11 protein-coding genes are annotated in these 12,245 nt (G+C 59.5%); 4 read left to right on the forward strand and 7 right to left on the reverse strand.

Annotation, left to right across the window (positions count from 1 at the left end):
• Positions 1–53 precede the first annotated feature (53 nt).
• From J2X56_RS23840 to J2X56_RS23850, 3 genes are read left to right on the forward strand one after another with little or no spacing between them, the layout of a single operon-like run.
• Positions 54–605 (forward strand): DUF3237 domain-containing protein, encoded by a 552-nt coding sequence (locus tag J2X56_RS23840; RefSeq protein WP_121045750.1) that lies wholly within the window; start codon positions 54–56, stop codon positions 603–605.
• Positions 606–619: 14 nt separating this feature from the next.
• Entirely contained in the window at positions 620–2,395 is a 1,776-nt protein-coding gene (locus J2X56_RS23845; protein WP_310163265.1) for an acyl-CoA dehydrogenase family protein, read from the forward strand.
• Positions 2,373–2,858 carry a MarR family winged helix-turn-helix transcriptional regulator gene (locus tag J2X56_RS23850; RefSeq protein WP_034334628.1) on the forward strand — a complete coding sequence of 162 codons (486 nt, stop codon included), beginning with the start codon at positions 2,373–2,375 and terminating at the stop codon, positions 2,856–2,858. Before J2X56_RS23845 ends, J2X56_RS23850 begins: the two co-directional genes overlap by 23 nt.
• A gap of 21 nt (positions 2,859–2,879) precedes the next feature.
• On the opposite strand, the gene J2X56_RS23855 is transcribed toward J2X56_RS23850, so the two are convergent.
• Entirely contained in the window at positions 2,880–3,143 is a 264-nt protein-coding gene (locus J2X56_RS23855) for a DUF4148 domain-containing protein (RefSeq protein WP_204727124.1), read from the reverse strand.
• Positions 3,144–3,429: 286 nt separating this feature from the next.
• Between J2X56_RS23855 and J2X56_RS23860 the strand changes: the two genes are divergently transcribed.
• Positions 3,430–4,953 carry a methyl-accepting chemotaxis protein gene (locus tag J2X56_RS23860; RefSeq protein WP_121045747.1) on the forward strand — a complete coding sequence of 508 codons (1,524 nt, stop codon included), beginning with the start codon at positions 3,430–3,432 and terminating at the stop codon, positions 4,951–4,953.
• Positions 4,954–5,046: 93 nt separating this feature from the next.
• On the opposite strand, the gene J2X56_RS23865 is transcribed toward J2X56_RS23860, so the two are convergent.
• The 6 genes from J2X56_RS23865 to J2X56_RS23890 form a co-directional block, all read right to left on the reverse strand.
• A complete protein-coding gene (locus J2X56_RS23865) occupies positions 5,047–7,212 on the reverse strand; it encodes a DUF2235 domain-containing protein (protein ID WP_121045746.1) in 2,166 nt (721 codons plus the stop codon).
• 16 nt (positions 7,213–7,228) lie between these two features.
• Positions 7,229–7,717, reverse strand: coding sequence for a DUF3304 domain-containing protein (locus J2X56_RS23870; protein ID WP_121045745.1), 489 nt, complete (start codon positions 7,715–7,717; stop codon positions 7,229–7,231).
• Between the two features lie 63 nt (positions 7,718–7,780).
• Positions 7,781–8,224, reverse strand: a complete 444-nt coding sequence (locus J2X56_RS23875; protein ID WP_121045850.1) for a hypothetical protein — start codon at positions 8,222–8,224, stop codon at positions 7,781–7,783.
• A complete protein-coding gene (locus J2X56_RS23880; RefSeq protein WP_209569275.1) occupies positions 8,214–9,143 on the reverse strand; it encodes a DUF4123 domain-containing protein in 930 nt (309 codons plus the stop codon). The genes J2X56_RS23875 and J2X56_RS23880 overlap by 11 nt, the downstream gene beginning before the upstream one ends.
• Positions 9,144–9,154: 11 nt before the next feature.
• Positions 9,155–11,395, reverse strand: coding sequence for a DUF2235 domain-containing protein (locus J2X56_RS23885; protein ID WP_245202293.1), 2,241 nt, complete (start codon positions 11,393–11,395; stop codon positions 9,155–9,157).
• Positions 11,392–12,240, reverse strand: coding sequence for a hypothetical protein (locus tag J2X56_RS23890; RefSeq protein WP_310163282.1), 849 nt, complete (start codon positions 12,238–12,240; stop codon positions 11,392–11,394). The genes J2X56_RS23885 and J2X56_RS23890 overlap by 4 nt, the downstream gene beginning before the upstream one ends.
• Positions 12,241–12,245 lie beyond the last annotated feature (5 nt).

The following is a 12,245-nucleotide window of genomic DNA, read 5'->3' on the forward strand; positions in this document are numbered from 1 at the left end:
TGACGTTTTCTGCACCACGGTATGTCAAAAACACATAGAACGAGGAGACCGACATGAAAAAGATTTTCCTGCTGCTGGCGGCCCTGACGCTGTCCTTCCAGGTGCATGCGGCCAGTGACGCCGACAACACCACGCTGGTGCCGCCGCAACCGAAGCTGGCCTTCCTGGCACGCTTCTCGGTGGATCTGGTGGCGCCGATCTGGGAACTGGGGAAGACTTCCGACCTGGGCCGCCGCCGCATCATCCCCATCACCGGCGGCAGTTTCAAGGGACCGCTCATCAATGGCGAGATCCTCAACAACGGTGCCGACTGGCAGACCGTGACCGCCGATGGCCTGGCCATCATCGATACCCGCTACCTGCTCAAGCTCGATGACGGCGAGCTGGTCTACCTGCAAACCCGTGGCGTGCGCTACGGTCCGCCGGAAGTGATGGCCGAGGTCGCCAAGGGCAAGCCGGTCGATCCTTCGCGCTATACCTTCCGCCTGTTCATGAACTTCGAGACCGCCTCCAAGAAATACGACTGGCTCAACCGCGCCATGGGCGTGGGCTACGCCATGCGCCTGGGCAATGCGGTGGTGTATGACGCCTACCTGCTCAACTGAGATGGACGGAGCCGATGACGATGCACTACACGCCCCCGCTGCGCGACTTCGCCTTTGTCCTCGATGAAGTGCTGCAGGCCCCGCAGGTCTTGCGGGCCTTGCCTGCGCACGCCGAGATCGATGGCGAACTGATGATGCAGGTACTGGAAGAAGCCGGACGCTTCGCCGCTGACGTGGTCGCGCCCTTGAACGGTATCGGCGATCGCGAGGGTTGCCGTCTCGAAAATGGAACGGTCACCACGCCGCCCGGATTCGAGCGCGCCTATGCGCAATTCTGCGCGGGCGGCTGGCCGGCCCTGGCCTGTGCGCCCGAGCACGGCGGCCAGGGCTTGCCACATGTGCTGGACTGCGCGCTCTATGAAATGCTGAGCGCGGCCAATCATGGCTGGACCATGTATCCCGGCTTGCTGCACGGGGCCTATGCCTGCCTGGCGGCGCACGGCTCGCCTGAGCTGCAGGCGCGCTATCTGGAAAAGATCGCCAGCGGCCAATGGCTGGCCACCATGTGCCTGACGGAAGCGCAGGCCGGCAGCGACCTGGGGCAGTTGCGCACACGCGCCGTGCCGCAGGAGGACGGCAGCTATCGCCTCAGCGGCGACAAGATTTTCATCTCAGGGGGCGAACACGACCTGACGCCCAACATCGTGCACCTGGTACTGGCCCGATTGCCGGATGCGCTGCCGGGCAGCAAGGGGCTGTCGCTGTTCCTGGCGCCGCGCGTGCTGGACGATGGCAGCCGCAATGGCGTGCACTGCACCGGCATCGAACACAAGATGGGCATTCATGGCAGCGCCACGTGCAGTCTGCATTTCGAGCAGGCGCAGGCGTGGCTGGTCGGTGAAGCGGGACGCGGACTGGCGGCGATGTTCGTGATGATGAATGCGGCGCGCCTGCATGTGGGCGCGCAGGGGCTGGGGCTGGCTGAAGCGGCCTGGCAGCGCGCCAGCGCTTATGCGCGTGAACGTCGCCAGTCGCGCGCACCGGGCTCATCCGGCAACGACCTGATCGTGCGCCATCCTGCCGTGCAGAAGCTGTTGATGGAACAGCGCTGCCGCATCGAGGGGGCGCGGCTGCTGACTTGCTGGGCCGGGCTCTTGCTGGATCTGGCCGAGCATGATCCGGATGCGGCCCAGCGCCGCCGTCATCATGAACGGCTGGAATTCATCACGCCGGTCATCAAGGCCTTCCTGACCGACCAGGGATTCCAGTGCGCCAGCCGTGCGCTGCAGGTCTTCGGCGGACACGGCTATGTGGTCGAAACCGGCATCGAACAATTCATGCGCGATGCCCGCATCACCATGATCTATGAGGGGACCAACGAAATACAGGCGATCGACTTCCTGATGCGCAAGGTGCTGGGAGATGAAGGGAGGCGGCTGGATGATTTCCTCACGCTGGTGCGTGCGGACATCGAGGAGGGAACCCTGCTTGGCGATCAGGCCCGATTGCTGGCAAATGCTGTGGATAAATTAAAAGGATTCGCCCAGCGCATCGCCACGGCGGCAGTGCAATCACCCTCACTGCCCTACTACGTGGCCGATGAAATGCTGCGCCTGACCGGCCATGTGGCGCTGGGCTGGATGTGGCTGCGCGCCGGCCGCCGGGCGCTCTCGGCCATGGCCTCGGACGCGGCCTGGTACGGCGGCAAGCGGGATGCCGCGTGCTATCATTTCGCCTTTGTGTTTGCGGAAGTCCACCAGTTGTCCAGCGTGATCGAAGGCTGCCTGGCGACCGGGCTGCCGCCCCTTCCTACCGACCTGGACCACCATGCTGCCCAAGAAGCCGGCTGATTTCGATTCCGACGACGATGCAGCGCCAAGCGCGCCGCTGGACCAGCAACTGCTGCTGAGCCTGGTCGGCTACAACTGCCGCCGTGCCTACATCACCATCATGCCCTTGTTCGAAAAACGGATGGCGAAGTTCGAATTGCGGCCAGTGGATTTCACGGTGCTGAGCCTGCTGAAGGCCAATCCCAACATCAACCAGAAGCGCCTGTCCAAGGCGATCAACGTCTCCCCGCCCAACCTGGCGACCTTGCTGGACAAGCTGGAGCAGCGCGGCCTGGTAGTACGACAGCGCAATCCGCAGGATCGCCGTTCACAGGTGCTGGCGCTCACGCCGGCCGGCATGCGCATGTGCACCAAGGCCGAACAGACCGCCATCGAGCTGGAGCTCAAGGCCACCGAGATGCTTTCGGACGGCGAACGCGCTCAGCTCATCGGCTTGTTGCAGAAGATGTTCCTGCCGCAGTAAGCGGCATTTCTGATTCCATTCTCAACGCAGGAACACCAGCTCGGCGTAGCTGGGGTTGGCGTGCGCGCGCTGGTATTGCTTGAGGTCTTCGATGACCTGGGCGCGGGTCAGGCCTTGATGTTGCTGCTGATCGGCAGCGGCGGTGCGCGTTTGCTGCGCCGGAATGCTGATGGTCGAGGCGGGCTCGGCCTTGGCCGGTTCGGCGGCATAGGCTGCCTGTGCCGAGATGGCGGCTACGGCCAGCGTGGCGGCCAGGACGCGTTGGCGTGTGAAGATCTTGTTCATGTTCTGCTCCCTGGAATGCAAGCGGATGCTGCACGATGCGTATCGCTTATGGATGCTTCATTCCCATGCACACATTCTATTGTTTCCATTCCGATGGAAAAACCGGTGATCCGGCAATGCTCTGTTGCGGCCGCTGAAAGAATGCTTTCAGGCATCTTGCCGATTTGCCAGCACTGGTATGACAAATGATGAGTTGCACGGCTTTTACCCGCCTCCATCGGGCTTTCCCCGCGACCAGCCACCCTCAGAATTGGTAAATCTTATAAATAATTTTCAGGGAACAGGCATGAAAATCGGTACCCGTCTTGGTGGCTCCTTCCTGCTGGTCACGTTGCTGGCTTGCTTACTCATTACGGCGTCTCTGCTCACGCTGACCCGGATCGGCCAGCACTGGGGTGATTTTTCCGGCACGGTGCTGACCAAGCAGGACTACGCCACCCAGGGCTACATCAAGCTGGGCGACGGCGTACAGAACTTCAAGAACTACGTGGTGCGCGGCAAGGACTATGACAAGCACTTCCTGGCGGATATGGATGCCATTGCCCGCCTCATGAGCGACTACCGCAAGCTGGGCGTGGACAACCCCAAGGAAGAAGAGCTGCTGCAGAAGATCAGCACGGGCGAACGCAATTACCGTGAAGCCGTGGCCAAGGCGCAGGGGATGAAGGCGGCCGGGGCCTCGGTCAACGAGATCGATGCGTCCATCAGTGGTGCAGACAAGGTTCTGGGAGCAGGTTTTGCGGGCCTGCTGGCGATTGCGCGCGAGAACGCCAATGGCACTGGCCAGGAAATCTCCGGCGCCATCCGCAACGGCGAAGTGGTCGAGTTGGGCGTAGGCGCGGTGGTGGTGATGCTGGCCGCGCTGCTGGCGCTGCTCGCCACCCGCTCGATTACGCGCCCCATCGGCGAAGCGGTGACCATCGCCAAGACGGTGGCGGCAGGCGACCTGGGCAGCCGCATCGAGGTCACGCGCAAGGATGAGACCGGCGAGCTGCTGCAGGCCTTGAAGGACATGAACAGCAGCCTGCAGCGCGTGGTCGGCGGCGTGCGCACCGGCAGCGATACCATCGTGACGGCCTCGACCCAGATCGCCGGCGGCAACCTGGACCTGTCGGCGCGCACGGAACAACAGGCCAGTTCGCTGGAAGAGACGGCGGCAGCGATGGAGCAGATCACCTCCACCGTGCGCCGCAATGCCGATCATGCGCGCCAGGCCAATGCGATGGCGGGCTCGGTGTCGGAAGTGGCCTCGCGCAGCGGGCTGGTGGTATCGGACGTGGTGAGCACCATGGAAGAGATCCAGGCTTCTGCTCGCGAGATTGCGGACATCATCAGCGTGATCGACGGCATCGCCTTCCAGACCAATATCCTCGCGCTCAATGCGGCGGTGGAAGCGGCGCGTGCCGGCGAGCAGGGGCGCGGCTTTGCGGTGGTAGCGTCGGAAGTGCGCAGCCTGGCCCAGCGTTCGGCGACGGCGGCCAAGGAGATCAAGGATCTGATCGGCAACTCGGTGGAGAAGGTGGAAGCGGGCAGCCAGCTGGTCAGGAATGCCGGCGCGACCATCGAGGAACTAGTGGTGAGCGTGCGCAGCGTAACGCAGATCATGAGCGAGATCTCGGCCGCCAGCGGCGAACAGGAAGCCGGCATCGAACAGGTCAACCAGGCCATTGCACAGATGGATACGGTGACGCAGCAGAATGCGGCGCTGGTGGAAGAAGCCGCGGCGGCCACCGAGGCGCTCAAGGAACAGGCGCGCAGGCTGGCGGAGTCGGTGAGTGTGTTCCGGTTGGGGGTGGGGAGGATGGCTTGAAGGGGGAAAGATGCATCGTGCAACTATCGGTGGTAACCTGGCACGGGTTCGCTTTCAGGCGCTTGAAGGCAATCAATCCGACCTCCGCGCTGCTCAATCCATGATGCTGTGCCACATCGCGCCCAGCTCCTCATACTTCTTCATGACGTGGCGCTGGGCGGCGTCATAGATACGCTGTGCCTCGTCGGCTTCGCGCTTGATCTCGGCCATGGTTTTCTTTTTCAATGCGCTGGCCTGGTCTCTTGCCGCCTCGGCAGCAGCCTGCAATTTCTTCCTCGCCGCTTCAGCCTGTTCCTGAATCTCCCGCTTGGCAGCTTGCGCCTTGTCCTCAACTTCGCGTTTGGCGCGCACGGCCGCATCCTCGACGGCATGGTAACCGCTGACGATGCGATCGCGGGCGCGATCATAGGTACGCACCGTGTAATCCTTGATGTCACGCGCGTCTTCAGCCATATCCGCAGCACGTTCTCCCATCTTGCGCTCGACCAGTTCCCCGATCTTGCGCGTGGCTGAGTCGCCCTCGCCCTGCAGAAATACCTGACGGAAGCGGGCATAGCCACCGGTGATGAAAATCGGTTCGTGCTTGCCCGCCACCCGGAAGCCGGCGCGGGAATCATGGATATAGTCATCGAAGAGCGTTACCGACGCGGCCGGCGGCACCGGGCCTGCGCACATGATGTCGTAGAATTTTTTCTCTTCCGCAGTCAGGCGCTCCTTGGCCGCATCCGTCAGGACGCCCGCCAGCGGCGAAACACGGCGCACATACTTCCGGGCCATCTGCCCCATGCGCTGATCCAGATCCAGATTGCCACGCTCACGCCAGTCACGGATCATTTTCCCGAGTTCGACATCGGCCTCCAGCAGATCCTTCTTGTCGGAGGTCCCGGCATCCCGATAGAAGCGCTTGCTCAACAGCAAGCCGCCCTTCCCCTCATGCAGAGATCCTCTCCACCGAAGATACTGACGGGTATGGGCCTGCGTAAATTCGCGAATGCTGCCGGCCTTGATGCCGTTACCTGCCAGCCAGTCGTTGTAGGCCTTGACCAGGCGCGCATCGGTGGCGAAGCCCCGGGCGCTGGCAGGATCTTTGGCCAGCTCGGTCAGTGTCAGCAAAGGCACGCCGCCTTTGAGTGCGGCAAAGTGCATGTCAATGAGGGGAATCTGCGAAAGCTGTGGTGACAAGCCCCAATCAGGCATGGATTTGCCCTGCTCTCCCGGCAGATAGCCGCCACCCACGTCAGAGTGCATGCCGGGATAGCCGACATTCTTCCACCCTGTGGAGGACTCCAGCGGAAAACTGGCGCGTTGTTCGTGCAGCGCCACGAAATGCGCGCACTCTTCAACCGCAGGCAGAATGGATTGCGTATTGTGCGCCCAGGCCATGTGGCCGAAGGTGATCGGCGTTACATCTCCGATCCCGACCGAGGCGACCGTATCGAAGATACCGAGGAAACCGATGCGAATTGGCACACCGGCGATTTCGAAGGCGCCGCCGGAAGGCGTGAAGAGTTCGTGCAGCCAATGCGTGAACGCACGAGCCTCAGCCGCTCCTCGGGAAAAGCCGAATACCGAAACGTTGATCTGCACGATCTTGCGCTGGCTGGATTTGACCGCGGCCGCCAGCTTGTCGATGATCTGCTTGTAGATGTCGGCGCGGCGCATCTGCTCCGGTGCGTTCAGCAGATAGCCGGGGATATTCCACTGTCCGACTTTCATGTCCGCCGTCGCTGCATAGGCGTTGCCACCCGCCAGCATGGAAGAACTCATGAAGTTGACGAGTTCGCGTCGTTGCCCGTTACCGCTGAAGAGACCGCTTCCTGTCAGATAGTTGTGGATTGCATCAAGCAGATAAGTGACGCCCCAATTGATACGGTCAGCGCCCATGAAGCCAAATGCGTTCCCGCCGATATCCGTTCCCAACTTGCTGGCATCGCCGATCTCTGCAAACGGGGTTCCGACGCCTTGCATGTAGATCTTGTAAAAGCCGTTGCTGGTATCACCGATGTAAGCGTCATAGAGGCGCGCGACATTGCTGTGCTTGTTGCGCTCTCGCTGCGTCTTGGTCTGCTTGTCTTCGACCCACTTGTCGTTATTGCCGGTGCCATCGAAGAACAAACCGACGAATACCTGTCCCTTGCACGCGGTGCTACCTGGCGCACGCAAACAGGCCAGTGCCTTGGCACGCTGCGAAGCCTCCCTGGCGGAGAATTTGCGTTTGCCATCCGATGGCACGGCCTTTCCTGTGTACAGCATGCTCATGATCAGTTTCCTTGGACTAGCTGGTCGCGGGCTTCATTTGGGCCTCTTCGCCCTTGAGGGGATAGTCGGGATGCCATGGGGCCAAATTCGTCACGAAGACCTTGACCTGCCCGCTCCGAAGAAAATGCACCGCAAAGTGACCGGCATTCTCCGGTGTGTATTGCGGGACCGGCACAGTCCAGGACGGCTCCTGCTTTTCTCCGGCACTGTTGTAAGTGCGGACATGGATGGTCGCCATGAGACCCGGCTTCCAGTCATGCGGCACACTGATGCAGCAAACTGCACCGCCACCTGATCCGGCAGCAATATAACCGCCACCAGAACGCATCCCGGGGATGACGGTGACATCAAAGTCTTCAATTCCGTGAGCGGTATGGTTGTAGGCCTGCATATCCATCGCCTCTGTGCGTTCCGGCGGCTCTCCGCATCCATTGAGAAGAAGCAGCAGAGCAAGGAACATGGGGCGTACAAAAGAGCCCAGGGGCATTCTGAAAAGATATTTCATTTAAATTATTTATCAATATCCAAGTAATTCACGGCTCATGCAAAAGACGTTCGCAGTCAATCTTCATCGAGCCCGCGCATCCGCAGCGTTCTCCCACAACGGCTGCCCGCTATCGTACACACGTTGCGGAAGCCCGATGAGAGCATCGCTGAATGCATCCGACGAAGCCGGCGGATGCGCCATCACCTGCTTGAACTCGGGCTGTTCGAGACCCTTGCCCGAGGTGTACAAGGCCAGCAGCACGTAGGCGGTCTGGCGATCGATATCCTTCAGGCCTGCAGAAACCGCACGCTTCTGGTATTGCGCGACGAAGCGTTCCAGTTTTTTCGGTTCCACCAATGCCGTTTCATCGGGAATGACGAACTTAAGATGGGCCACCAGGGCCTTCAGATCGTCATTCGTCTGGGCATGCGCGCGCGGGCAGGACATGGCGAGCAGGAACACCATTCCCAGTACCAGTGCCCACTGCGGAAAAACAATCCGCTTCTGCCAGTGCTCATGCGACATGCTCATTCTCCCAAAGAGGTGGCCCCGCTTCCCAGACTTCCTCAGGCATGGCCTGCAAGGCATCGAAATAGCCTGTCAGGGAAGCAGGCGGATTCTGCATCAAAGCCTTCACGGCCGGATGCTCAACGCCAGCGCCGCTGGTGTAGAGCGCCAGCAATACGTACTGCGTCTGCCGATCGATATCATCCAGGCCAGCTTCGCGCGCACGCTGCTGATAGGCGGCGACGAATTCCACCAGCGTGCGCGGCGGCAATGCATTCGTCTCATCAGGGATCACGAAACGCAAATGCGTGAGCAGGGCATCGAGATCTCCGGCATCCACCAGCAGACCGAACTGACGGTCATCCAGCGTCACCAGCGGTGCGTCCAACGGCAAAGCCCGGCTGGGCGGCTGCACCTGCTCGCTCTGATAGAGCGTCCGGGCTTCGCCGAAACGGTCCACGAAAGCCAGGCTGAGCATGCCGCCGGTAAAGAGCGCCAGTTGATCCTTGGTCAACGCCTGCATCCAGATCGGCAGGATACGCGTGTCATACCAGCGCATCATCATGGCCTGTCCATCGCTCAGGCCCGCGTGATGGAAGTTGCGCAGATGCGCTGCAAAGTCATGCAGGCCAAGCGTACTTTCATACCAGCTCAGGCAGGGTGCGGCAAAGCCCAGCTGCGAAACCCAGCGCACAAGCACAAGCGCGCGCTGCTCATCCAGTCCGGAGAGGGGAAGCAGCAGAGGCGCAATCTCAGGCAGGGCTTCTTCGCGCTTGCCCTCGAACAGCGAGGCATAAGGGATGTGCATGGACTGCAGCTTGAGATGACTCGCCTCGGCCTGCGCCGTATCGAGCAGAAGGAAGGCATGGCGACCGCGTTCACGACATGCCTGCGCCCAATGCAACAGCGCCAGCGGATCATCAGGCATATCACTCATGGCATCAGTCCCTAGTTCGGGACAACAAGCGCATTGCCCTGCAACCGCCGTACCGCTGCGGCATTCATGTCGTCGCTCTTCCTGGTCTCCTCTTCCTTCTTGGCATCGGTCTTGCCGAAGGTATCGATGGCGCGCGTCTGGAAATACAAGGTGGCAGAGAGAACATGGTCGTGCCAGCTGGTGAGCATGGTGTCATGGACCAGCAGATCGAACAGGGCCATCACTTTGTCCGGTAGCGGGTTCTTGCCATTGGTGGCATTGATCCAGGCATCGGCCAGCGTGAGCTCGCCGGGCGACATCAACGGACGTGCCGGCTTGTAGGTCGGTTTCTGGCCCGATGTGTCCATGAACACGGCCGGATGCTCGTCAACGTACTTCTGCCATATCATCTTGCGCTTGGGTTCGTCATCCTGCTGCTTCTGATAGCGGGCCCGCTGCGCAATGACCTCCTGCGCTTCCTTGTCCAGACGCTCCCAGACGCTGACAAAGGGGCGATGCACTTCCAGGACGGTGTTAGGCATGTTGCGGGTTTCATCATCCTGCGCCGCGAACAACTCGGCCATCGCCCGGCCATAGCCTTCGCGGTCGGTCGATGCGGTGCGGCGCGCCTCTGCGAACGCCTTCTCCGCACGCTCACGCCGCTGGCGCCGTTGATCCTGGGCGTCACGCACGGCGTCTGCATGGGTGGTCACGGATTCGCGGAATTCCTTGGACTGGTAGCGTACCGCCAGCCAGGAGATGAAGACGCTCATGTGCTTGAGAAAATCCAGGCCTGGCGCGCGCGGGACGACGGCGCGATAGGCGTTGACCAGTTCCATCATGCGGTAGCTGGATTGGTCGTCGACGATGGGGGCCGCCAGGGAGAATTTTTGAAATGTCTCAGTCTTGTAAATTGCAAGATCCTCCATGCGGTCCATCATGACGCCCGAAATCAGAGCCTCATGGAGCATGTCCCGGAGAGGAACTCGTTGCAATTCCCCACGGAAGTTGAGCGTTCCATCCGGGGAACCACCTGTGACGTCTTCGCTGGTACCCGGATAAAGATATTGTTCTCCGCGAGTTTTTTCCAAGCTGTCGAGGCGTTGATAGAAACGTAGTTCATGAGCCGCCGCGAAATGTACGCAACGCTGTACGGCCGGCGGTATTGCCAAAGCACGATCGCCGTAGTTTTGCTTGATCACACCGACCAGCGGCAGAAAACCGATGAGTTTGTTTTCCTCCATGATCGAAGCGACACTATCCAGCAACCCGACGAACTTGATTTCGATGAGGCTACCGTCGATGGCCAAGTCCTGCTCATTGGCGCGCTTGTAGATGCGAGCGAGTTCATTGACGAATGCTCGCGCGATGACACATCCCCGGTCGGCACCAAACACACTGACCTGCATACGTTGAATCTTGGGGATCTTGCCCTTGGCATCCGCGTAGGCGGCCTTGAACTGGTCCAAGGCCGCACTGAGCCTCACGTCAACGCCGGTTCCGAAGAGACTGGCACTGGCGGCACTATCGCGGACCATGGGAATGGAATCGGCCACCACATCGGCCATCAATACCTTGGCAGCAGACCAACTTGCTTTCAAGGGATTTTTCTTGAGGTCATACAGGAAACCTCGCAACGAAGCCTTGCCACGCATGACCCAACGATCACCGCTGGCCATGGTCAGCATGCGCCGCGCATTACCGGGCAAGGCCTTGGTTTCCTTGATCACGTCCTTGTAAGCCTTGACCACAGGACGGAAAGACATCTCAGTCAACGAGTTCTTCAATACCTTGCCGCCCAGCTTCATCGGATCCGCAACACCAGTTACTGTCTTTACGGACTTTTCCACACGATCGTAGCCTGCAATCTTGCTCGCCGCAGACAGGGCGGCGCCACCGGCGTTCTTCGCAATCTTGGTAGCGGCGCGGACGAGATCACGATTAGCTGCATCCTTGTTCAGAGGCGTCCCTAATCCTGAGTAATAGAAGCTATACCAGAACTGATTGTCTGGCCGACGAACATCTTCGTTATCTCTGTGCGCTTCCCACAGACGGCAGATATTTGAATAACGGGATGTCTGTGGATCATCCATATCTCGATTTCTGCCGAAGCCGTCAAAAAAGAATCCGACGTGTATATCAGCTTGGCAGGCAAGTTTCTCTGCCTCTTTCTGCTTGGCCCTCGCACCTGCCATTTTTATAGCAAGGTCCGGCGGGGAACGGTCTTCCAGACTTGGTTTCGAAGCATCTCTTTCTCCGGTAGTGCGAGTCATGGGTACTGCTCCTTGCCACTGACAGAAAAAGTCTTAATTTGATTTACAACGGCCTCTGGAAGCCTATTCATCTCTCTACCGAAATCACCCGGTTTTCCCTGTGTGTCTTTTAGAATCTCCTGCACCTGCGGAAATCGGTCAAAGTCGGGGTTAACCAATAAATAGAACTTAACAAACTGCACCAAATCCTCGGAGTCCGTAAGACGATATTTTTTCCATGCTTCACTGGCAATCCGTGCCGTCCGCCTGAATAATTCGGCTTCATTCAGTTTTCCGGCCGGATCAATTTTTTTCCCATACTGTTGCAGAAGCGTTCGATGAACGGTTCGGTAACTGATCCGAGATACTCCCAAATCACTCCTGAATTCAGGCTCGACATGCGCATCCGGGTAAAAATGTAATCCTAATATTCTGGTGCCTGCGTTTCCTTCCAACTTAGTCGGAGGAAGATGGATATTTTCCTTAAAACTAATATATTGAATTGGCTTGTAAAGATCCTTGGAGGCGACATCTGCGTCATACATCTTCCACTCAACGCTAAATTCCGTGCCTTGCAATTGATAGCAACAGCTAAGTCTGCCCGCACCAGAACCCGGCATCAAATCTCCGCCGCCGCTGGCCTGATTTCCATACTTGTCGGTAATAACAAATCTGGATAGGTTATAGGACGTGTAATTGAAGGCCTCAAGACTCAAGCCGCTATAGGTGGGTTCGGAGGAAAGGCCATCACACCCTACCAACGCCACCACCATAGCAACCGCACTGAACAGGGCGCTGCCAATTTTTTTCATCCCATCTCCTGTTATCTCAATTTCGTGCTCACGCTCTTCAGCGGGAACCTTCATGATCA

The organism is Herbaspirillum sp. 1173, assembly GCF_031455335.1.
Classification (GTDB): Bacteria; Pseudomonadota; Gammaproteobacteria; order Burkholderiales; family Burkholderiaceae_D; genus Herbaspirillum; species Herbaspirillum huttiense.